The sequence below is a fragment of the Rhodococcoides corynebacterioides NBRC 14404 genome, from assembly GCF_001894765.1.
Classification (GTDB): Bacteria; Actinomycetota; Actinomycetes; order Mycobacteriales; family Mycobacteriaceae; genus Rhodococcoides; species Rhodococcoides corynebacterioides.
In genome coordinates, this window is record NZ_BCWV01000004.1 from 651,552 (window position 1) to 673,612 (window position 22,061).

20 protein-coding genes and 1 tRNA gene are annotated in these 22,061 nt (G+C 71.2%); 10 read left to right on the forward strand and 11 right to left on the reverse strand.

What is annotated here, in order from left to right; genetic code table 11:
- Positions 1–279: 279 nt before the first annotated feature.
- The 4 genes from RC2_RS12335 to RC2_RS12350 all read left to right on the forward strand — a co-directional run bounded on the left by RC2_RS12335 (position 280) and on the right by RC2_RS12350 (position 1,951).
- Positions 280–981 carry a DUF8548 family protein gene (locus tag RC2_RS12335; RefSeq protein ID WP_082895509.1) on the forward strand — a complete coding sequence of 234 codons (702 nt, stop codon included), beginning with the start codon at positions 280–282 and terminating at the stop codon, positions 979–981.
- A gap of 63 nt (positions 982–1,044) precedes the next feature.
- Positions 1,045–1,126: transfer RNA gene (locus RC2_RS12340), tRNA-Leu, on the forward strand.
- Between the two features lie 70 nt (positions 1,127–1,196).
- Entirely contained in the window at positions 1,197–1,598 is a 402-nt protein-coding gene (locus RC2_RS12345) for a transcriptional regulator (protein ID WP_068148461.1), read from the forward strand.
- Positions 1,595–1,951: a DUF3817 domain-containing protein gene (locus tag RC2_RS12350; protein ID WP_068148459.1), complete on the forward strand. Its 357-nt coding sequence runs from the start codon at positions 1,595–1,597 to the stop codon at positions 1,949–1,951. Before RC2_RS12345 ends, RC2_RS12350 begins: the two co-directional genes overlap by 4 nt.
- A gap of 67 nt (positions 1,952–2,018) precedes the next feature.
- Here the strand turns inward: RC2_RS12350 and RC2_RS12355 are convergent, their stop codons facing one another.
- From RC2_RS12355 to clpS, 8 genes are all read right to left on the reverse strand, one after another.
- Positions 2,019–2,855 (reverse strand): DUF559 domain-containing protein, encoded by an 837-nt coding sequence (locus RC2_RS12355; protein WP_082895508.1) that lies wholly within the window; start codon positions 2,853–2,855, stop codon positions 2,019–2,021.
- Between the two features lie 263 nt (positions 2,856–3,118).
- On the reverse strand, positions 3,119–3,730 hold the full coding sequence (gene rdgB, locus RC2_RS12360; RefSeq protein WP_068148458.1) for an RdgB/HAM1 family non-canonical purine NTP pyrophosphatase: 612 nt from the start codon (positions 3,728–3,730) through the stop codon (positions 3,119–3,121).
- Positions 3,723–4,475, reverse strand: a complete 753-nt coding sequence (rph, locus tag RC2_RS12365; RefSeq protein ID WP_068148454.1) for a ribonuclease PH — start codon at positions 4,473–4,475, stop codon at positions 3,723–3,725. The genes rdgB and rph overlap by 8 nt, the downstream gene beginning before the upstream one ends.
- Before the next feature lie 29 nt (positions 4,476–4,504).
- A complete protein-coding gene (locus tag RC2_RS12370; protein WP_174552326.1) occupies positions 4,505–5,263 on the reverse strand; it encodes a cyclic nucleotide-degrading phosphodiesterase in 759 nt (252 codons plus the stop codon).
- 76 nt (positions 5,264–5,339) lie between these two features.
- Positions 5,340–5,978 (reverse strand): rhomboid family intramembrane serine protease, encoded by a 639-nt coding sequence (locus RC2_RS12375; protein ID WP_082895507.1) that lies wholly within the window; start codon positions 5,976–5,978, stop codon positions 5,340–5,342.
- A 52-nt stretch (positions 5,979–6,030) separates the two neighbouring features.
- Complete coding sequence (locus tag RC2_RS12380) at positions 6,031–7,083, reverse strand: P1 family peptidase (RefSeq protein ID WP_068148447.1); 1,053 nt, start codon at positions 7,081–7,083, stop codon at positions 6,031–6,033.
- A complete protein-coding gene (gene aosR / locus RC2_RS12385; protein WP_068148444.1) occupies positions 7,083–7,670 on the reverse strand; it encodes an oxidative stress transcriptional regulator AosR in 588 nt (195 codons plus the stop codon). Before aosR ends, RC2_RS12380 begins: the two co-directional genes overlap by 1 nt.
- Before the next feature lie 54 nt (positions 7,671–7,724).
- The gene (gene clpS, locus RC2_RS12390; RefSeq protein WP_068148489.1) at positions 7,725–8,063 is read right to left on the reverse strand and encodes an ATP-dependent Clp protease adapter ClpS; all 339 of its coding nucleotides are present in this window, start codon (positions 8,061–8,063) and stop codon (positions 7,725–7,727) included.
- 72 nt (positions 8,064–8,135) lie between these two features.
- Here clpS and RC2_RS12395 point away from each other — a divergent pair, with 72 nt between their 5' ends.
- From RC2_RS12395 to RC2_RS12405, 3 genes are read left to right on the forward strand one after another with little or no spacing between them, the layout of a single operon-like run.
- Complete coding sequence (locus RC2_RS12395; protein WP_281250868.1) at positions 8,136–9,461, forward strand: nicotinate phosphoribosyltransferase; 1,326 nt, start codon at positions 8,136–8,138, stop codon at positions 9,459–9,461.
- Positions 9,462–9,464: 3 nt separating this feature from the next.
- On the forward strand, positions 9,465–10,019 hold the full coding sequence (locus tag RC2_RS12400) for an isochorismatase family protein (protein ID WP_068148441.1): 555 nt from the start codon (positions 9,465–9,467) through the stop codon (positions 10,017–10,019).
- Between the two features lie 25 nt (positions 10,020–10,044).
- Positions 10,045–12,090 carry an ATP-dependent DNA helicase gene (locus RC2_RS12405; RefSeq protein ID WP_068148440.1) on the forward strand — a complete coding sequence of 682 codons (2,046 nt, stop codon included), beginning with the start codon at positions 10,045–10,047 and terminating at the stop codon, positions 12,088–12,090.
- A gap of 88 nt (positions 12,091–12,178) precedes the next feature.
- On the opposite strand, the gene glgP is transcribed toward RC2_RS12405, so the two are convergent.
- A complete protein-coding gene (gene glgP, locus RC2_RS12410; protein ID WP_068148437.1) occupies positions 12,179–14,755 on the reverse strand; it encodes an alpha-glucan family phosphorylase in 2,577 nt (858 codons plus the stop codon).
- A 179-nt stretch (positions 14,756–14,934) separates the two neighbouring features.
- On the opposite strand from glgP, the gene RC2_RS12415 reads away from it, so the two are divergent.
- From RC2_RS12415 to RC2_RS12425, 3 genes are read left to right on the forward strand one after another with little or no spacing between them, the layout of a single operon-like run.
- The gene (locus RC2_RS12415) at positions 14,935–16,941 is read left to right on the forward strand and encodes an alpha-1,4-glucan--maltose-1-phosphate maltosyltransferase (RefSeq protein WP_068148434.1); all 2,007 of its coding nucleotides are present in this window, start codon (positions 14,935–14,937) and stop codon (positions 16,939–16,941) included.
- Positions 16,938–19,148, forward strand: coding sequence for a 1,4-alpha-glucan branching protein GlgB (gene glgB, locus RC2_RS12420; protein ID WP_068148432.1), 2,211 nt, complete (start codon positions 16,938–16,940; stop codon positions 19,146–19,148). The genes RC2_RS12415 and glgB overlap by 4 nt, the downstream gene beginning before the upstream one ends.
- On the forward strand, positions 19,148–20,596 hold the full coding sequence (locus RC2_RS12425) for a neutral zinc metallopeptidase (RefSeq protein ID WP_068148428.1): 1,449 nt from the start codon (positions 19,148–19,150) through the stop codon (positions 20,594–20,596). The genes glgB and RC2_RS12425 overlap by 1 nt, the downstream gene beginning before the upstream one ends.
- Before the next feature lie 21 nt (positions 20,597–20,617).
- Here RC2_RS12425 and RC2_RS12430 read toward each other — a convergent pair whose 3' ends face one another.
- Positions 20,618–21,499: a tetratricopeptide repeat protein gene (locus RC2_RS12430; RefSeq protein ID WP_068148425.1), complete on the reverse strand. Its 882-nt coding sequence runs from the start codon at positions 21,497–21,499 to the stop codon at positions 20,618–20,620.
- Between the two features lie 70 nt (positions 21,500–21,569).
- The gene (locus tag RC2_RS12435) at positions 21,570–21,989 is read right to left on the reverse strand and encodes a DUF3817 domain-containing protein (protein WP_082895506.1); all 420 of its coding nucleotides are present in this window, start codon (positions 21,987–21,989) and stop codon (positions 21,570–21,572) included.
- Positions 21,990–22,061 lie beyond the last annotated feature (72 nt).

Below are 22,061 nucleotides of genomic sequence, written 5' to 3' on the forward strand. Positions count from 1 at the left end.
ACGCCGCCCCGACCGGCGGCGGGAAGTGACCGGCGAGTAGCGAAAGTCGTCGCAGACCAGGGGGTATCTCCGCGGCTCGGAACTCGAGGAAACCCTCGGATTCAGGTGTGGGCGTGGGTGATGCATGTCACGACCTGCAGGTATCTGTGACCCGGCGTCCGGTGTCGCGCCGACTCCGTCCGCGCTGTCGGACCTCGCGGCTACCGTCCGCGTCGCACGGCGCCCGCCGTGCCCCACACCGGCACCACGCGTGCCGCACGTAGATCCGGGGGGAATCTCGTGACCGCATCCATCACCGCCGACCTCGCCACCACCACCGCCGCCGTCGCGCCGTCGGACCTCACCGCGTCGGTCCTGCGCGCCGTTCCGCGCGAATCGTCACCGTTCTGGTTCCCGGGGTGGCGCGACGCCGAGGCGGCCCTGCTCGACGCCGTCTTCTCCGCCCGCGCGTCCTACGGCGGGCCGAACACGGGTGTTCGAGGCGTCGTCGCCACGTGGCGGGCCCATCGACAGGGCCGGACCGACGATCTCGCCGGTTTCGCCGCGTGCGACGGGGACGGACTCGCCGCACTGCTCGGCAACCGACAGCGGGTGCCCGGCAACCGCACCACCAAGGCCGCTGCGGTGGTGGCCGCAGCCGCCGCCCTCACCGAGGCCGGCGTCCGGAGCGCCGCGGACGTGACCGACACCGAGCAGCTGCGACGCGCCGTCGTCGACGTCCCCGGCCTCGGCGACCGCACGTGGCAGTGCTTCCTCGGCGCCCTCGGAGTGGTCACGGACGACGCCGCGGCGCTCGTCGCGTCGTTCCTCCGAGAGGTCACCGGGGCGTCGGACGATCTCGACCCGACCGCGGTCGACGGCATTCTCGCCGTGATCGCCGACGAGCTCGCGGTCGACGTCCCCACGGTCCGACACTCGCTGTGGCGTCATCAGCGCGTCGCCACCGGCCGACGCTCCCCTGCGCCGCCCCGCGAGGCGTGAGGTCGGACGCCCGCGTCACCTCACCATCCGGGGGTGACGCGGGCGTCTAGACTCGGCCCGCACGCGCGAGTGGCGAAATGGCAGACGCGCCAGATTTAGGTTCTGGTGTCCGAAGGACGTGGGGGTTCGAGTCCCCCCTCGCGCACCGAATCGGAGCCCACCGGGAAGTACGACGTCGCGTCGTTGACACACCGGCGCTCCGGTAGCCTGGCCGTGTGGATCGACACGGCGACGGAACCCGGGCCAGGAGTCGACCTGCCCTGATTCTGCTGGTCGTCGTCGCGGCCGGCGGCTGTCTGGCGCTCGGCTGGTGGCAGTGGGAGCGCTTCGAATCGTCGACCGGCTCGGGGCAGAACCTCGGGTACGCCCTGCAGTGGCCGCTGTTCGCCGCGTTCGTCGTCTTCGCCTACCGCCGGTTCGTGCAGCTCGAGGACGCTCCCGAGGAGCCGGAGCCGGATCTCACCGCCGAGCCGACCGAGATCCCTGCGGATCTGCTGCCGCAGCGGCCCACGGTCACTCCCGCGGAGACGCTCGGCTCCGACGCCGAGTCCCGCAGCCTGCAGGAATACAACCGCTATCTCGCGGAGCTCGGCCGCGAGGACAGGAGCAGTTCGTGAGCACCGCCGATTCCGGACCCGCCGCCCCCACTCGCACGAAGGATGCGCGCGTGGCGCCCGCGCTGCTGCGGTACCGCGTGCTCGCCTACGCCACCGGGCTCTGGCTGTTGGTGCTGACCGCGGAGATGGTGGCCAAGTACGGCTTCGGCGTGCAGGACCTGCCCGGGTGGATCGCCGTCGTGCACGGGTGGGTGTACTTCGTCTACCTCCTCGTGACCCTGGACCTGGCCGTCAAGGTGCGCTGGCCCGTCGGTCGCACGGTGGGCACCCTTCTCGCGGGCACCGTGCCGTTCCTCTCCTTCGTCATCGAGCATCGGCGGACCCAGCAGGTCAAGCGGGACTTCGCCGTCTGACCTGCGCCACGGCACACAAGTCGCCCCGACTGCCGGGAACCCGCCCGATCGCCCCACCTGTGTGCACTCAGGCACGGGACTTCCGCCGCTTCCGTACCACCGCGAGGATCTCGTCGACCACCTCGTCCGTGTGGGCCAGTGCCCGTACCGCGGAATAGCGCAGCACGAGCCAGCCATCGAGTAGTAACTCGTTCTGGCGGATGCGGTCGCGGGTGAACGTGTGCGGGTCGATGTGGAACTCCCGCCCGTCGATCTCCACGATCACCCGCGCACGCCGACACACCAGGTCGCCGTAGTACTTCCCCACCTCGGCGTTGATCTCCATGCCGGCGTGTCTCGCGCTGAGCGCACGGGCGACCTGCCGTTCCGCCTCGGACAGCGTTCGCGGGCACGCAGTCCGCAACTGCCGCCGCACCGCCGCGACGCCGTGCATGCCCCGCGCCGCGTCGCAGAGCGCGGCGACCGCCCGCCACCGAACCCGATGCGACAGGGCCTGATCGACGAACCGTTCGAGAGCCTCGGCATCGAGCGTGGTCGCCACGTCGATGAAGCACTGCTCCTGCGTGACCACCGGCAACAATGCGCGGTACACCACCGGTTCCACCACGCGCCGGTGCAGACGGAACCCCGGCGGGCACCGCGACGAGGTGGACATCGGGACGGTGGCGTGGACCACCTCGGGCTCGGGGACGAGCAGGCCCCAGAGCCGGGCCGCGGTGTCGTGGCTCAGGACCGCCTCGGGTCTCCAGGCCACGACCGCACGGCATCGATCCTCGTAGGTGGGTGGGCGGGTGCAGTACACCGCCGGCAGCACGCGATGGAGTCTTCCGGTGCGCACGCGATGATTCAGGGCACCCCGCCCGATACCGCTGCGCAACAACTCGTCTCGCCGATACACCGTCACGGGCCAAGCTTCACCGCGACGGCCGCCCGGACAGCCCCGCGGACACCGACCTGTGGATGGACCTGCCGGAGTGTCCACAGGACGCCCCGAGTGCCGGGAACCCGTCGATTCGGTCGACCTGTGTGCTGTCGCGCAGGGGACGCCTCACGACCCGCCATCGTGCGCCCCGGCGGCCGACCATGCCTCCCTGCACACGAATCGCCCGGAATGCCGGGAACCCGCCGATCCGGTCGACCTGTGTGCAACCAGGCAGGTCGAGCGCGTTACCGCAACGCCGCGATCGCCGGCACCAACGCACGCAGGGCGATTCCCCGATGCGAGGCGGCGTCCTTCTCCTGCGGGCTCAGTTCCGCGGCGGACCGGTCGGACCCCTCCGGCACGAACACCGGGTCGTAGCCGAAGCCGCCGGAACCTGCCCGCTCCCGGGCCACCGCACCGCGCCATTCGCCGCGGGTGACGGTCTCGGTCCCGTCCGGCAGCACCAGCGCGCAGGCGGACACGAAGCCCGCGCCGCGTCGCTCGTCCGGCACGTCCGAGAGCTGCGCGAGGAGCAGGGAGGTGTTGGCCTCGTCCTCGCCGTGTCGGCCGGACCAGCGAGCCGAGAGCACCCCGGGCATGCCGTTCAGCGCATCGACCGCGATCCCCGAATCGTCTGCGACGCAGGCCAATCCGGTGGCAGCAGCACCGTCGCGCGCCTTGATCAGCGCGTTCTCCTCGAACGTCGCGCCGGTCTCGGGTGTCTCCGGATACTCCGGCACTTCGTCGAGCCCGACCAGGTCGATGCCCTCGACGGCCGCGCCGTCGAGCACCCGCCGCAACTCGGCCAGCTTCTTCGGGTTCCGGCTGGCGACCAGCAACCGCACCGAATCAGGCACCGGGAAGCTCACCCGGGTACGGCGCGTCCAGAGCCTCCCTCTGCACCGCGAAGATGCGCTCACACCCGGCCAGCGCACTGTCGAGCATCGCGTCGAGCGTGGATCTAGGGAACGTCGCACCCTCCCCCGTGCCCTGGATCTCGACGAGCGTGCCGGTGTCGGTGGCGACGACGTTCATGTCGACCTCGGCGCGCGAATCCTCCTCGTACGGCAGGTCCAGACGCACCCGACCGTCGACGACGCCGACGGAGACGGCCGCGATGGCGCACGAGATGGGCTGCGGGTCGGCGAGACGACCGTGGGCACCGAGGTACGTCACGGCGTCGGCCAGCGCCACGTAGGCGCCGGTGATCGCCGCGGTGCGGGTGCCGCCGTCGGCCTGGAGCACGTCGCAGTCCAGTGCGATGGTGTTCTCACCGATGGCGGCGAGGTCGATGCAGGCCCGCAGCGAGCGACCGACCAGTCGACTGATCTCCTGGGTGCGGCCGGACACCTTGCCCTTCACGGACTCTCGGCTGTTCCGGGTGTGGGTGGCGCCGGGCAGCATCGCGTACTCGGCGGTGAGCCAGCCGAGCCCGGAACCCTTGCGCCAGCGCGGCACCCCCGCCTCGACACTCGCGGTGCACATGACCCGCGTGTTGCCGAACTCCACCAGCACCGACCCGGCCGGATGCGAGGTGAAACCCCGCGTCAGGGTGATGGGGCGCAGTTCGTCGTCGTCTCGTCCGTCTTCGCGTGTGGCCACCGGCCCACCCTATCGGGTGACGCGGCCGGTCAGAGTTCGACGACGTACCCGGGCGAGACCGCGTGCACGGGACCGTCGAATTCGGCCTTGGCCTCGGCGATCACGTCCTCGCGGGACGTCCAGGGCGGGATGTGGGTCAGGAGGAGCTCGCCGACGCCGGCCGTGGCGGCGAGGCGCCCGGCCTCGGCTCCGGAGAGGTGGACTCCGAGCGGCCGATCGGCGCCGTCGGTCCAGGACGCCTCCGCCAGCAGGACGTCGGCATCGCGCGCGAGAGTCTCGACGGCGTCGCACATCCCGGTGTCCCCGGTGTAGGCGAGGACGGTGCCGTTCTCGGTGGTCACCCGCATGCCGTAGGACTCCGGCGGGTGGTAGACCCGGCGGGTCTCGATGGACAGCGCACCGAACTCGATGACCCCGCCGTCGCGGAGATACCGGAGGTCCAGAGTGTCGGACATGTCGTCGATCTTGCCGCCGCTCTCGGCCGACGCGACCCCCAGCCGGAACGCCATGTCCGACGGGCCGAACACCAGCGCCCGCCCCTCGGCCGGCACCGGGTGGTAGCGACGCCACACGAGCAGGCCCGGTACGTCGAGGCAGTGGTCGGCATGCAGGTGCGAGAGCAGGACGTGGACGTCGACGGGATCGGCGTACTTCTGCAGTGCCCCCAGCACTCCCGGTCCGAAGTCGAGGACCAGCGGCGGGGTGTCGGGCGCCTCGAGGAGATATCCGGATGCCGGTGAGTCGGGACCCGACACGCTGCCCGAACAACCCAGGACCGTGAGACGCATGGGGGTCATGCTGCCATGTGATCGCGCCGCTCCGGACAGGATCGGGCCCGGCCGGTGTCGTGTCCGATCCGAGGATTCATCGACCGTGCGGTGACGGCGCCCGGGTCGGATCGGTTCGGCGGCGTCCGGACGCGAACATCCACGCCGCGAGCACCCCCGCGAGAGCACCGAACAGATGCCCCTGCCAGGACACCCGTTCCTCGGTGGGCAGCACGCCCCACAGCAGACCGCCGTAGACCACGAGAACCACGAAACCCAGTGCCATCTGCCCGATGTCACGGGTGAACACCCCGCGCACGATCAGGTAGGCGAGCCAGCCGAACACCAGGATCGACGCCCCGATGTGGATGGATCCCGATGCCCCGGTGAGCCAGGTGCCGAGCCCGCCGACGATCCAGATCACCGCCGTGACCGCGACGGCTGGTCCGATGCCGGACAGCAGCAGCACGAAGCCGAGGACGAGCAGCGGACCGGTGTTGGCGAACAGGTGATCCCACCCGTCGTGCAGGACCGGCGCGAACGCGACGCCGCTCAGGCCGTCGACGTCGCGCGGCCGGATTCCCGCCGTGTCGAGGCGTTGTCCCAGCGCCACGTCGACGGCCTCGACCACGTAGAGCACGGCGAGGAAACCGAGAATCCCGATCGCCGCGGCACTCCACCGCGACCGGGCGCTCGGGGGCGTCGAGCCCGGTGTGCGGGAGGGAGTCACGCTCATGGTCGCCGTCCTGGTCCGTCGGGAGGTTCCCCTGCCACGGTACCGGCGCGGGTCAGACGCGAGCGGAAGCGAAGACGTCCCGATAAGCGGGAATCCCGGCGATCGACGTGGCCGTGAGCACGGCGCGCGCGATCGCCCGTTCCGTGACGACGGCGGCCAGGGCGCACAGGGCGTCGAGGACGGCGAGGTCCGGCATCATGCGCGCGTCGACGGGAACGGCCTCGCCCCGCGGCGTCGCCCGGCCCGTGGCGAGGGCGAAGAACGTGTCGCCGTCGAGCGGCGAGTGCGCGGGACGGATCGCGCGGGCCAGCCCGTCGTGCGCGGCGACGGCCAACCGACGGCAGCCCGACGCCGTGAGGTCGGCATCGGTGGCGACGACGCCGATGGTGGTGTTCAGCGAGGTGTCCTTGGCAGCGAGCGCCGCGGCGGCCGCGACCTCGTCGGCGGTCGGGACGGGCAGGGTCACCCCCGGGTCGCCCCACAGCACACCGGTGCGGGGGTCGAAGGCCGAGCCGACGGGATTGGCCACGACCAGTGCACCGACCGTGAGTCCGGCGGCGGGGCCCTCGGTGGCCGTCGCGGACGCCGTCCCGATGCCGCCCTTGAGCACGCCGGCACGTGCGCCGGTCCCCGCACCCTCACTGCCCTGCGCGACGTCCGACGACGCGGCCGCCGCTGCGGCGTGGCCGAACGAGGCGTCGGGTCGGGATGTCCAGGCGCCCAGCGGAAGATCGAAGATCACGGCCGCGGGGACGATCGGGACCACGCGATCGGGACGCCCCATCGCCACGCCGCGGCCGTGCTCCTCCAGGTACCGCATGACGCCGTCGGCGGCGGCGAGTCCGTAGGCGCTGCCGCCGGTCAGCACGATCGCGTCCACCCGTTGAACGGAGTGCGAGGGGTCGAGCAGATCGGTCTCGCGGGTGCCCGGTCCGCCGCCCCGCACGTCCACCGCGGCGACGGCGGGCCCGTCGGCCAGCACGACGGTGGTGCCGGTGGCCCAGCCGACGCCGTCCCGGTCGTCGGTGGCCACCGTGACGTCGGGCGTCCACACCCGGTGGTGACCGACGGTCAGACCGGCGACGTCGGTCAGGCGGTCCTGCATCAGGCCATCATGACCTGAACCAGCGAGTCCTGCATCCAGGTGAGCCAGTGGTAGACGTCGAGGTGCGGCGCGCGGGGGTCGTCGGCGGGCAGTTCGTCCGGGGTGTCGGCATCGATGCCCAGGGTGGTGCCGAGGGCGAGGCGGACGTCGTTCAGCCCGGTCAACCACGACTCGGCCTGCTCGGGCGTCAACGTGATCCGACCCCCGTCGGCGGGCAGCGACTCGAGAATCACCGTTCCCGCGGCGCGCTTGGCGTCGATGATCTCGGGCTCGTGGATTCCGCGCAGGGCCCCGTTGAGGTCCGCGCGCTGGGCGAGGGCGTCCGGCGTGTCGGCCGCGTCGGCTCCTTCGGGCCGATGGAAGTCCGGCAGCAGCCGCGCGAGGGTGGCGTCCTCGGGCGCGCTCGTGTTGCCCGAGCGGATGCCGGTGAGGGCGGCCAGATCGTCCGTGGGCGCCTGCGCGCTGCGCTCGTCGAGCAGCCCGACCACGGACTCGACGAGGGAGCGGAGCACCGCGACCTCCCGCGAGTCCATCTCGGACCGGAACTTGACCCCGCCCAACGACGATTTCCGGGTCCACACTCGCACTGAAAGGTCTCCCTGCTCTGTCGTGGGCAACTGCGCCGTGGTGAAGGAACTGCGTCAGACGTCGTGCTGCATGGTGGCCCACAGGCCGGCCGCGTGGAGCTTCGAGACGTCGCTCTCCATCTTCTCGCGGGGACCGCTGGACACCACGGCCTTCCCCTCCGAGTGCACCTGCATCATCAACTCGGTGGCCTTGTCCTTGCTGTACCCGAAGACCTTCTGGAACACGTAGGTCACGTAGTGCATGAGGTTCACCGGATCGTCCCAGACGATCGTGACCCACGGTGTGTCCGCGGCGACGTCCTCGCGTACCGCGACGCTCTCCTCCGGGTCGGCCTGCGGGAGCGTCGCGAGCGGCGCGAGGGTGGCGGTCGAGGCGGTTTCGGAGGCACCCATGACCATCAGAATACGGATGGACCGCGCGCGGTTCACCCACCACGGCGTCCGAGCGCCCTACTGTTCCACGATGTGACCCCCACTGCCTCCGACGGCGTGACCCACCCGCCGCGGTCCACCGCGCTCTTCACCGACCGGTACGAGCTGACGATGCTCTCTGCCGCCCTGCGCGACGGAACGGCCGATCGCTCCTGCGCCTTCGAGGTGTTCGCCCGTCGCCTCCCCGGCGGTCGGCGCTACGGCGTCGTCGCGGGTACCGGCCGATTCCTCGAGGCGTTGACGCGGTTCCGATTCACCGACGACGAGGTGGCGTCGGTGGCGGAGTTCCTCACCGACGAGACACTCGACTGGCTGCGGAACTACCGCTTCTCCGGCGACGTCGACGGCTACCGCGAGGGCGAGCTCTACTTTCCCGGCTCGCCGATCCTGTCGGTGCGGGGCACCTTCGCCGAGTGCGTGATCCTCGAGACGCTGGCGCTCTCGATCTTCAACCACGACAGTGCCGTCGCGTCGGCGGCCGCGCGGATGGTCAGCGCCTCGGACGGGCGTCCCCTGATCGAGATGGGGTCCCGACGCGCGCACGAGGAGGCCGCGGTCGCCGCGTCACGGGCGGCCTACATCGCCGGATTCTCGGCGACGTCCAACCTCGAAGCGACTCGGCGACACGGCATTCCGGGCGCGGGCACCAGTGCGCACGCGTTCACGCTGCTGCACACCGACGCCGACGGTCCCGACGAGGCGGCGGCGTTCCGCGCTCAGGTGGACGCGCTCGGGGTGGGCACGACGCTCCTGGTGGACACCTACGACATCACGGCGGGCGTCGAGACGGCCGTCGCGGTCGCCGGTCCCGAGCTCGGCGGTGTCCGCATCGACTCGGGCGACCTGGGCGTGCTCGCCCGCCAGGTCCGCGCGCAGCTCGACGACCTCGGGGCCCCGAACACCCGCATCGTGGTGTCGGGGGATCTGGACGAGTACGCCATCGCGTCGCTGCGCGCCGAGCCCGTCGACGTCTACGGCGTCGGCACGTCGGTGGTCACCGGCTCGGGCGCCCCGACCGCCGGCATGGTCTACAAGCTCGTCGAGGTCGACGGTCGGCCCGTCGCGAAACGCAGTGCGCACAAGGAGTCCCGCGGCGGCCGCAAGCGTGCGGTGCGTCTGGCGCGTCGCACGGGCACGGTGGTCGAGGAACTCGTGACGGCGGCCGACGCACCCGTGCCGTCCACGGACCCGTACGACGCGCGCGAGGTCGCCGTCCCGCTCGTCCGCGGCGGCGACGTGGTCGCCACCGGCACCGTCGCCGACGCGCGGGACCTGGTGGCGGCGGGCCTCACCTCGCTGCCGTGGGAGGGCCTGGGTCTGTCCCGCGGAGACGCGGCGATCCCGACGGTATTCTCCTGACTCGTGACCACCGCGCTCGTCGTCGTCGACGTCCAGAACGATTTCTGCGAGGGCGGCTCCCTCGCGGTCCAGGGAGGCGCCCGCGTGGCGTCGGCGATCAGCACGCTGATCCAGGGGTCGGACTACGACGTCGTCGTGGCCACCCGCGATCACCACATCGATCCGGGTGATCACTTCTCCGAGACTCCCGATTACGTCGACAGTTGGCCCCGACACTGCGTGTCGGGCACACCGGGATGCGAGTTCCATCCGGATCTGGACACCACCGCGATCGAGGCCGTCTTCTCCAAGGGCGAGTACGACGCCGCCTACTCGGGTTTCGAGGGGGTCGACGACGCCGGCGCTCCCCTCGCGGACTGGCTCCGCGCCCGGAACGTCGACGCGATCCACGTGGTCGGCCTGACCACCGACTTCTGCGTCCGCGCCACCGCCCTCGACGGTCTGCGGAACGGGTTCGACGTCACCGTCCTGGTGGACTACACCGCCGCCGTGACGCCCGAGAACGTCCCCGGCGTGCTCGCCGCGATCACCGAGGCGGGTGGCCGCACCACCCGCTGACGGCCCGCCGTCGTAACCTTCTCCGGTGCCACCGAAGACCGATCTGCCGACCGTCCCGTCCCTGCTCGGTACGGCGGTCCAGGCGCTCGGCGGCACGGAACGCACGGCGCAGCTGACCATGGCCTCGGCCGTGGCCCACAGCATCGACACCGGTGAGCACCTCGCCGTGCAGGCCGGCACGGGCACCGGAAAGTCGCTGGCCTACCTCGTTCCGTCGCTGCGGCACGCCGTCGAGAGCGGGCGCACCGTGGTGGTCTCCACCGCCACCATCGCCCTGCAGCGCCAGCTCGTCGACCGCGATCTGCCACGGCTGAGCAAGGCCCTCACGCCCGCCCTGAATCACGAGCCGCAGTTCGCGATCCTCAAGGGCCGCGGCAACTACCTGTGCCTGAACAAGCTGCACGGCGCGCCCGTGGACGACCCGGCCGAGGAGCTGTTCGACGCGTTCGCCGTCTCCCGGCTCGGCCGTGAGGTCAAGCGCATCACCGAGTGGTCGTCGGACACCGAGACCGGGGACCGCGACGAGTTGACCCCGGGCGTGTCCGATCAGGCGTGGCGGCAGATGTCGGTCACCTCGCGCGAATGCCTCGGCAAGTCCCGCTGCCCCTACGGCGAGGACTGCTTCGCCGAGCGCGCGCGGGTCGACGCGGCGAAGTCCGACGTCGTGGTCACCAACCACGCCATGCTCGCCATCGATGCCATCACCGGGATCGCCGTGCTCCCCGAGCACGACGTGGTGGTCGTCGACGAGGCTCACGAACTGGTGGACCGGGTCACCTCGGCCGCGACGGCGGAACTGTCGTCGTCGTCGGTGAGTGCGGCCCTGCGTCGGTGCGGGAAGTTGGTCGAGGAGGAGATCCTCGACCGGCTCGCCGGCGCGGGCGACGGCCTGGCCGACCTCATCGAGGACCTGCGCGGTGGCCGGTGGGAGGAACTCCCCGGTGGCGCCGGGTCCGTCCTCGCCGGCGTCCGGGACGCGGCGTGGGCCGTCCGCAGCGCGATCGGTCCCGCCGAGCGCGGCGCCGCCGCGTCGGATCCCGACGCCGCCGCGGCACGCACCGCCGCCCTCGCCGCGATCGACGACGTCCACGACACCGCCGTCCGCATCCTCGAGACGTTCCAGGAGACCGACCCCGCTGCGCGACGGGATGTCGTCTGGCTCTCGGTCGACGAGTTCCGCGGCGTCGTGCGGCGGGTCGTGCGGGTCGCCCCGCTGTCGGTCGGCGGCCTGCTGCGCACGCGCCTGTTCGCCGAGTCCACGGTGATCCTCACGTCGGCCACGCTCACGGTCGGCGGCAGCTTCGACGGTCTGGCCGTGACGTGGGGTCTGCCGGCGGCGAACCCGTCGCGCGTGGACGCCGCGCTGGCCACGGGCAGCGAGGCGCCCTCGGACACCGGAACCGTGCGGTGGAACTCCCTGGACGTCGGCTCGCCCTTCGACCACGGCCGCGCCGGCATCCTCTACATCGCCAAGCACCTCTCGGCGCCCGGCCGCGACGGCGCCGCACCGGCTCAGCTCGACGAGATCGCCCAGCTCGTGGCCGCCGCGGGTGGCCGGACGCTCGGCCTGTTCTCCTCCATGCGCGCCGCGAAGGCCGCAGCCGCGGAGATGCGCGAGCGCCTCGACACTCCCGTGCTGTGCCAGGGCGACGACGCCACCGGCGCGCTGGTCGATCGCTTCGCCGCCGACGAGGCGACGTCGCTGTTCGGAACTCTCTCGCTCTGGCAGGGTGTCGACGTTCCGGGTCCGTCGCTGACGCTGGTGTTGATCGACCGCATCCCGTTCCCGCGACCCGACGATCCCCTGCTGGTCGCCCGCCAGCGCGCGATCGAATCCCGGGGCGGCAACGGCTTCCTGGCCGTCGCGGCCAACCACGCGGCCCTGCTTCTCGCACAGGGCGTCGGCCGCCTGCTGCGCAGCACGGACGACCGCGGGGTGGTCGCCGTCCTCGATCCGCGACTGGCGACGGCCGGATACGGCGGTTACCTCCGGGCGTCGCTGCCGCCGTTCTGGGAGACCACCGATCCCGACGTCGTCCGCCGGTCGCTGCGGCGGCTCGCCGAGCGCTGAGGGCCGGCTCGGCCGAGCGCCGAGGGCCGGCCCGGCCGAGCGCTGGGGGCCGGCCCGGCCGTCGTCGGACGACTGCCGAGCCGCCGCGTCAGACGATCGCCGGCCCTGCCACCTTGCCGAGCTCGGCGTCACCGGCGAGCAGCTCGTGGTGCGGCAGCACCCGGACGGTGTACCCGACGGCACCGGAGAGCGGCAGCTCCGTCTCCGCCGCGAACCGATCGACGCCGTCCACCGGCCCGCGGTGGGTCATCGGCACGGTGACCACGTCGTGCAGGTGCTCGTCGGAGTCGACGCGGCCGAACACCGCTTGCACGGTCACGTCCGCGGGGGTGAGCCCACCGAGGTCGATGCCGGCCGACAGGGTCAGGGCCGAGCCGAGCACCGGGGTGTCGGGGAGGCCGTCCGCCTCGACGTCGCGCACGGTGACCGCAGGCCAGGCGGCGTCGACCCGTCGTCGATAACCCGCGAGGGCGCGCGCCCCGGCCCAGCCGTCGGCGGCGACGGCGTGGCCGGCCCGCGAGGCGGGTCCGTAGTACTGCACCGTGTAGTCGCGCACCATCCTCGACGCCAGCACCTTCGGCCCCAACGTCTCGAGCGTGTGCCGCACCATGCCGACCCAGCGTTCCGGGACACCGTCGGTGCCGCGCTCGTAGAACGTCGGCAGGACGGACTTCTCGAGCAGTTCGTACAGCGCAGCCGCCTCGAGGTCGTCACGGCGGGTGTCGTCGACCCCGTCCGCGGTGGGGATCGCCCACCCGTTGCGACCGTCGTACATCTCGTCCCACCACCCGTCGCGGATCGAGAGATTCAGTCCGCCGTTGAGCGCGGACTTCATGCCGGACGTTCCGCACGCCTCGAGCGGGCGCAGCGGATTGTTCAGCCAGACGTCGCACCCCCAGTAGAGGTAGCGCGCCATCGACATGTCGTAGTCGGGCAGGAACACGATGCGATGACGCACGTCGTGTCGGTCGGCGAAGCGCACGATCTGCTGGATGAGGGCCTTGCCGGCGTCGTCGGCCGGATGCGACTTGCCTGCCACCACCAACTGCACGGGGCGGTCGGGATCGAGCAGCAGCGCACGCAACCGCTCGGGGTCGCGCAGCATGAGCGTGAGGCGCTTGTAGGTGGGGACACGACGAGCGAAACCGACGGTGAGGACGTCGGGCGAGAAGGCCTCGTCCGTCCACGCGAGTTCCGCCTCCGTCGACCCGCGCTCGAGGCACGAGGCGCGCAGCCGGCGACGGATCTCGGTGACCAGCTCGTCGCGGAGGGCGTTGCGCGTCGCCCACAGTTCGCTCGCGGGCACCTCGTGCAGCTTCTCCCAGCCCCGCGATTCCTCCATCAGCTCGCGGCCGGCGACCCGCTCGGCGAGATCGAGCCAACGCGGCGACGCCCAGGTGGGTGCGTGCACGCCGTTGGTCACCGAGCCGATCGGGACCTCGTCGGCGTCGAAACCCGGCCAGAGTTCGTCGAACATGCCCCGGCTGACCCGGCCGTGCAGCAGCGAGACACCGTTGGCGCGCTGCGCGGAGCGCAGTCCCATGTGAGCCATGTTGAACAGGGCGGGATCGCTCTCGCGCCCGAGGGCGAGAATGCGATCCATGTCCAGACCCGGTAACAGCGACGAGCCGGCGCCGCCGTCGCCGAAGTAGCGCCGCACCAGGTCCGCCGGGAAGCGGTCGATGCCGGCGGGGACCGGTGTATGGGTGGTGAAGACGGTCGAGGCCCGTACCGCCGCCAGGGCGTCGTCGAAATCGAGGCCGTCCGTCCGCAGTTCGCGGATGCGTTCGAGGCCGAGGAACCCGGCGTGGCCCTCGTTCATGTGGAAGACCGACGGCGCCGGGAGGTTCTCGTACTGCGTGAACGCGCGCACCGCCCGCACACCGCCGACGCCCGCCAGGATCTCCTGCTTGATGCGGTGGTCCTGGTCGCCGCCGTACAGGCGATCGGTGACGCCGCGCAGGTCGGCGTCGTTGTCGGCGATGTCCGAGTCCAGCAGCAGCAGCGGAATCCGGCCCACCTGGGCGATCCAGATGCGGGCCCGCAGCACCCGGCCCGCGGGCATGGCGACGTGGACCAGCACGGCGGCCCCGGCGTCGTCGGTGAGCAGGCGCAGCGGCAGGCCCTGCGGATCGAGCGACGGGTAGCGCTCGGCCTGCCACCCGTCGGCGGTCAGGGACTGGCGGAAGTATCCGGAGCGGTACAGCAGGCCCACCCCGATGAGCGGGAGGCCGAGGTCGGAGGCGGCCTTGAGGTGATCGCCCGCCAGGATGCCGAGGCCGCCGGAGTAGTTGGGCAGCACCTCGGAGACACCGAACTCCATGGAGAAGTAGGCGATCCCGGAGGGCAGATCGGCACCACCGTCGACCTGCTTCTGGAACCAGCGCGGCCGGTCCAGGTAGGAGTGCAGATCCTCCACCAGTTCGTCGACCCGGCGGACGAACGCGTCGTCCTCGGCCAGTGCCGAGAGCCGGTCCGGATCGACCTCGCCGAGGATGCGGCCGGGATCGCGCTCGCCGCTCACCCACAGGGCGGGGTCGATGCTCTCGAACAGCTCGAGGGTGGGGGTGTGCCACGACCAGCGCAGGTTGACCGAGAGTTCGGCCAACCCGGACAGTCGGGCCGGAAGCTGCGCACGCACGGTGAATCGACGAAGAGCTTTCACGATTCCGAAGCCTAGCGGCGCGGGCGCGCTCGCACGCGGGTTCGCGTTTGCCGACGGGCCGGACGGGTATCGCTTCGGACGAGACCGCGGGCGGCTCGGGTATCCGGCGTGCGCTCGCTCGTCTACGGTTGGACCTCTCAGCCCGTGCACCTGCGACATCCATCAGAAAAGGGGATCCGGTGACAGGCCGTATCGGCATCGACGACGTATCACCCAACACATCGTCCGGTAAGTACCCCGCGAAGGCCGTTGTGGGAGAAGCCTTCCCGATCACCGCCGCCGTGTGGCGCGAGGGACACGACGCCGTGAACGCGACGCTCGCGGTCCGCGGCCCCGGCTCGAGCACCTCCGTCCACATCCCGATGACTCCCGGCACCGAGCCCGACGTCTTCCACGCCCTGTTCACCCCCGATCGCGAGGGGTACTGGATCGCGCGTGTCGAGGGGTGGGGAGATCCCATCGCGACGTGGTCCCACGCCGTGGAGGCGAAGCTCGGCGTCGGTCAGACCGCGTCGGACCTCGCCAACGATCTCGAGGTCGGAGCCCGGCTGTTCGACCGCGCCGCCGCGAAGGCGCGCAGCGCCGACCGTCCCGTGCTCACGGCCGTCGCCGCCGCGCTGCGCAGCGACGCCCACCTGCCCTCCCGCGTCGCCCCGGCGTTCACCGACGAGGTGCGCCGCATCCTGCGCGAGACGCCGCTCCGAGAGTTGGTCACCCGCGGCGAGGCGATCAACGTGTGGGTGGACCGGCGCGCCGCCCTGGTCGGCTCCTGGTACGAGCTGTTCCCGCGGTCCACCGGCGGCTGGAACGAGGACGGCACACCGCGCCACGGCACGTTCGCGACCACCGTCGGCGCGCTCCCCCGCGTCGCCGCCATGGGCTTCGACGTCGTCTACTTCCCGCCGATCCACCCGATCGGTCGGGTCAACCGCAAGGGCCCGAACAACACGCTGACCCCGGGCCCGACGGACGTCGGCTCGCCGTGGGCGATCGGCGCCGAGGAAGGCGGTCACGACGCGGTCCATCCCGAGCTGGGAACCGAGGCGGACTTCGTCGAGCTGGTCCGCGCCGCGGAGAAGCTCGGTCTCGAAGTGGCGCTGGACCTCGCGTTGCAGTGCGCCCCCGATCACCCGTGGGCGCAGGCGCACCCGGAGTGGTTCACGGTCCTTCCGGACGGCACCATCGCCTACGCGGAGAACCCGCCCAAGAAATACCAGGACATCTATCCCGTCAACTTCGACAACGACCGCAAGGGCATCTACGCCGAGGTTCTCCGGGTGGTGCGGCACTGGGTGTCGTTGGGCGTCAAGACCTTTCGGGTGGACAACCCGCACACCAAGCCGCCGGACTTCTGGGAGTGGCTGATCGCCGAGGTCAAGAAGACCGACCCGGACGTGCTGTTCCTGGCCGAGGCGTTCACCCGCCCCGCGCGCCTCTACGGTCTGGCGCGACGCGGCTTCACGCAGTCCTACACGTACTTCACGTGGCGCGTCGCCAAGTGGGAACTGACCGAGTTCGGCACCGAGATCGCGGCGAAGGCCGACCTGGGGCGCCCGAACCTCTTCGTCAACACACCGGACATCCTGCACGAGAGCCTGCAGACGGGCGGGCCCGGCATGTTCGCCCTGCGCGCCGCACTCGCCGCCACGATGTCCCCGCTCTGGGGCGTCTACTCGGGATACGAACTGTACGAACACGTTCCGGTGCGGCCGGGCAGCGAGGAGTACCTGGACTCGGAGAAGTACCAGCTGCGCCCGCGCGACTACGAGTCCGCCCGCGCTCGCGGTGAGTCCCTCGAGCCGTGGCTCACCACTCTCAACGCGATCCGCAAGGCGCACCCGGCGCTGCAGCAGCTGCGCAACATCCACTTCCACCACGTCGACAACGACGCACTGATCGCCTACTCCAAGTTCGACGCCGTCTCGGGCGACGCCGTCCTGGTCGTGGTCAACCTGAACCCGTTCGGCGCGGAGGAGGGCACGGTCTGGCTCGACATGCCCGCCATCGGTCGCGACTGGCAGTCACGCATCACGGTGACCGACGAGGTCGGCGGTCAGCAGTTCGAGTGGGGTCAGGCCAACTACGTGAAGCTCGAGCCCTGGCGGCAGGTCGCGCACATCCTGGCCCTACCGCCCATCGCCGAGCCCGAGCGCACCACGCTCGCCTTCCGGAAGGAACCGTCATGACGACCCCGAAGGACACCGTCGGAGCGCCGTCCGAGGCGGATCTGTCGCGGCTCGCCCGTGGCCACCACCACGATCCGCACTCCGTGCTCGGTGCGCACTCCGTCGCCGGCGGCACCGCCATCCGGGCCCTGCGCCCGAATGCTCTCGAGGTGACCGCACTCATCGGTGGCAAGGAGTACCCGCTCACCCACGTCGCGCAGGGCATCTTCTCCGTCGTCGTGCCGATGGAGGACCCGGCCGACTACCGCCTCCGGGTGCGCTACCCCACCGGCGGCGACGCCGTCCACGAGGTGACCGTCGCCGACGGGTACCGCTTCCTGCCCACCCTGGGCGAGTTGGACCTGCACCTCTTCGGCGAGGGCCGCCACGAGCGCCTGTGGGACATCCTCGGAGCCCACCCGCGCTCGTACACCCTGCCCGACGGCGACGTCCACGGCACGTCGTTCGCCGTGTGGGCGCCCGGCGCCGTCGGCGTCACCGTCGTCGGCGAGTTCGACGGGTGGGGCGGTCAGACGTGGCCGATGCGCGTCCTGGGTTCGACCGGAGTCTGGGAACTCTTCGTGCCGGACATCGGCGACGGCACGCTCTACAAGTTCCGCGTGCACGGCAAGGACGGCTCGGTCCGGGACAAGGCCGATCCCATGGCGTTCCGCACGGAGGTCCCTCCGTCGACCGCGTCCGTGGTCACCACCAGTGCCTACACCTGGAACGACGACGCCTGGCTGGCCGCCCGCGCCGACGCCGAGCCGCACCGTGCGCCCATGAGCGTCTACGAAGTCCACCTCGCCTCCTGGCGGCCGGGACTGACGTATCGCGAACTGGCCGAACAACTCTCGGCCCACGTCCGCGAGACCGGCTTCACCCACGTCGAATTGCTCCCCGTGGCCGAGCACCCCTTCGGTGGCTCGTGGGGCTACCAGGTCACCTCCTACTACGCGCCGACCTCCCGATTCGGCACACCCGACGAGTTCCGCGCGTTCGTCGACCGTCTGCATCAGGACGGCATCGGCGTCATCGTCGACTGGGTGCCGGCGCACTTCCCCAAGGACGAGTGGGCGCTCGCCCGGTTCGACGGATCGCCGCTCTACGAACACGCTGACCCGAAGCGCGGCGAGCAGCTCGACTGGGGCACGTACGTGTTCGACTTCGGCCGCACCGAGGTCCGCAACTTCCTCGTCGCCAACGCGCTGTACTGGATCGACGAGTACCACATCGACGGGCTCCGGGTCGACGCCGTCGCCTCGATGCTCTACCTCGACTACTCGCGTCCCGAGGGCGGCTGGTCGCCGAACATCCACGGCGGCCGCGAGAACCTCGAAGCGGTGGCCTTCCTGCAGGAGATGAACGCGACCGTCCACAAGCTCCATCGGGGCGTCGTCACCGTGGCCGAGGAATCCACGTCGTGGCCCGGCGTCACGCGGCCGACCTCGCTCGGCGGCCTCGGGTTCTCGATGAAATGGAACATGGGCTGGATGCACGACACGCTCGGCTTCATCGGGCGCGACCCCATCCACCGCTCGTACCACCACCACGAGGTCACGTTCTCCCTCGTGTACGCCTGGAGCGAGAACTTCGTCCTTCCCATCTCCCACGACGAAGTGGTCCACGGCAAGGGCACCCTGTGGTCGCGCATGCCGGGCGACGACTGGCAGAAGGCGGCCGGACTGCGTGGCCTGCTCGCCTACATGTGGGCGCACCCGGGCAAGCAGTTGCTCTTCATGGGCCAGGAGTTCGGGCAGACCGGTGAGTGGTCGGACGAGCGCGGGCTGGACTGGTGGGAGATCGGCACCGAAGGCGTCGGCAACCTCCACCGAGGCGTGCAGCAGCTGGTCGGCGACCTCAACCGCACGTACGTCGCGAGCCCCGAATTCTGGACGCAGGACCACACGCCCGACGGGTTCTCGTGGATCGACGCGAACGACACCGCCAGCAACGTGCTGTCCTTCCTCCGCTACGGGGACGACGGCAGCGTGACCGCGTGCCTGTTCAACTTCTCGGGGTCGGTCCACGGGACGTATCGTGTGGGACTGCCGGAGCCGGGGCGTTGGATCGAGATCCTCAACACCGACGCCGAGGCGTACGGAGGATCCGGCGTCGGCAACCTCGGCGAGGTCACCGCCACCGACTACTCCTGGCACGGACGGCCCGCCTCGGCGCAGGTCGCCCTCCCCGCCTACGGAGCGATCTGGCTCAGACTGGAGAAGTGATGGACGGGGCTCGTCGACACCGATTCACGAGCCCCGTTCTCCTGGCCTGCAGCCTGGCACTGGCCGCGTGCGGGTCGGTGGTCACCGGCACGCCCGTGTCGATCTACGAGGACCCCTTCACCGTCGCCGGCCTCCCGGTCACCGACGGTCCGTCCGGGCCCCGGCCCGGGGTGGCGCATGCGCAACTGGACGTCGACGGGTTCTCCGGCTCCGACGTCGACGTTCTCGCGACCGACGCTCTCGACGACATCCAGAAGTTCTGGCGTCGGCAGTATCCGATGCTCTTCCGGGGCGAGTTCACCCCCGTCGGCCGACTGGTCTCCTGGGACGCCGGGGCCGAACCCGGTGCCGGGCCGGTGTTCTGCGGCGATCCGACGGACGGATTCGTCAACGCCGGCTACTGCTCGCTCGACGACAGCATCGGCTGGGACCGCGGCATCCTCATGCCCGCCATGGTCGACGCCTTCGGTCCGATGTCCGTCGTGATGGTGCTCGCGCACGAGTACGGCCACGCCGTGCAGACGCAGTCCGGTGCGCTCGGTGACGACGACCCCACCATCGTCGCCGAGCAGCAGGCCGATTGCTACGCGGGCGCCTTCATGCGCCATGTCGCCGAGGGCGACTCCACCCACTTCTCGCTGAACACCTCCGACGGACTGAACGACGTGCTCGCCGCCACCGTGGCCGTCCGCGACGAGGATCCGGGAGACCCCGATTCCGTGCACGGCTCGGCGTTCGAGCGCGTCACCGCCGCCCAGATCGGATTCACCGACGGCCCCGCGGCGTGTGCGGCCATCGACCTGCAGGACATCGAGACCCGACGGTCGACCCTGCCACGGGAGTTCGACAACCCGCTGGACACGGGCGAGCTGCCCGTGACCCGCGAGACCCTCGAGGCGTTCGCGACGACCTTCGTCGACATCATGCCCACCTCACCGGCGCCGACCGTCGACTACTCGGGCGCCGACACCGATTGTCCCGACGCGACGGCCACGGAGCCGGTCTCCTACTGCCCGGCCACCAACACGATCGGGGTCTCGGTCGACGCCCTCGCCGAGCGCGGCCGACCGGCGGTGGACGACGACGACCGCGTCGTCCCCGTCGACGTCACCGGCGACTACGGGGCCTACGTGCTGTTCCTCTCGCGCTACGTCCTGGCCGTACAGAACCAGGCCGGTCAGGTACTGACCGACGCACGAGCCGGCCTGCGGTCCGCGTGCCTCGCGGGCGTCGTCACCGCGGCGCTCGGCCCGTCGGGAGGCAATCCCGACGCGGCGGTGACGCTCTCCCCCGGCGATCTGGACGAGGCGGTGTCCGGGCTGCTGAGCGACGGTCTCGCCGCGAGCGACGTCGACGGACGCACGGTCCCCAGCGGGTTCGCGCGAGTGGACGCGTTCCGCTGGGGCGTGCTCGGTGGCCGAGACTCGTGCGACGCACGGTATCGGTGACACCGTGCGACGCAGACGGACCTAGAACAGGGCGGACGCCAGCTTGCGTCGCGCCGCCACCACGAGCGGGTCGGCGGGATCGAAGAGTTCGAACAGCTCCAGCAGTCGCGCGCGAACGCGAGCTCGGTCGTCCCCGGCGGTCCGGCGGACCAGGTCGACCAGACGCGCGAAGGACTCCTCCGTGCGCTGCTGGTAGAGGAGCGCGTCGGCGGCCTGGAGGCCGAGCTCGACGTCGGCCGGGTCGGCGTCGGCCTGCTCCAGGACGTCGTCGGGAAGGGACTGCGTGCGCGCGAGGAAGCGCACCTGGCGGACACCGTTGAGGGCCTGCTTGTTCTGCGGCTCCGCGTCCACGATCGCCTGGAACGCTGCTTCCGCCCCGGCCAGGTCACCCTCGGCGAGCGCATTCTCGGCCGCGTCGAAACGCGGGTCCTCGGGTTCGGGAGCGGGGCCGGCCTCGCCGACCGGTCCGGTGAGCTTGCCCTCGGTGGCCTGCGCGATGGCCGACAGCCACTGGCGCAGGTTCTCCTCCGGCTGCGGACCCTGCAGATCGGCCAGCGGCTGACCGGCCGCAACGGCGACCAGGGTGGGGACCGCCTGCACCCCGAAGGCCTGTGCGATGCGCGGACTGACGTCGACGTCGACGTTGGCCAGGATCCAGGTGCCGTTGCCCTCGGCCGCCAACGCTTCGAGCGTGCGCGTGAGTTGCAGCGAGCCCGGCGAACGCGAGGACAGCAGGTTGACGATCACCGGCACCTGGTTCGACCGGACGAGGACCTCGGCCTCGAAGTCCGGCTCCGTCACCGTCACCACGACGGGGACGCCGCCGGCGCCGGTGGGCGCGGGCGGCGCGGCCGCGGCCTCGGCCTTGGCCTTCAGCGCGGACAGATCGACGGCTCCGGACATGGCGGCAGCCGCGGCGGCGGACGGACGAGCGGGCGGGCGGGAACCGGGTCGAGTCACGCTCCGTATTTTGTCACTTGCGCAGAGTCGGCGTGGATGCGGTCCGGGCGTCCCGCACGTCGAGTCGTCCGGTCCGGTTCGCCCAGATCTCGAAGACCACGGTGCCGAACGGCGGGATGCTCGCCAGGAGCGCGACCACCGTCAGCCCCTTGCTCCAACGCAACGCCACGGCGGTGGCCACCGTGACGAGCAGGTACAGCACGAACACCGCACCGTGCGCGGCGCCCGGGTAGCGCACGGCGCTGTCGATGTTCGGTTCGGGGACGTACTTGATCGCCATGCCGATCAGCAGGGCGAGCCACGTGAGGGCCTCGGCGACGGCGACGATGCGGAACCAGCCCACGATCGCCGGGCGAGGCGGGGTCGCCGCCCCGAGTGTGGACGGTTCTCCGGTGGTGACATCGGTGCCGGCTGCGGGCCGAGAATCGGACATACGTGCATTCTGCCCGACGTGCCGTGCCCGTCCGGAGTGTCGTTCCCCACGATGCAACCCCGCGAGGTTTGT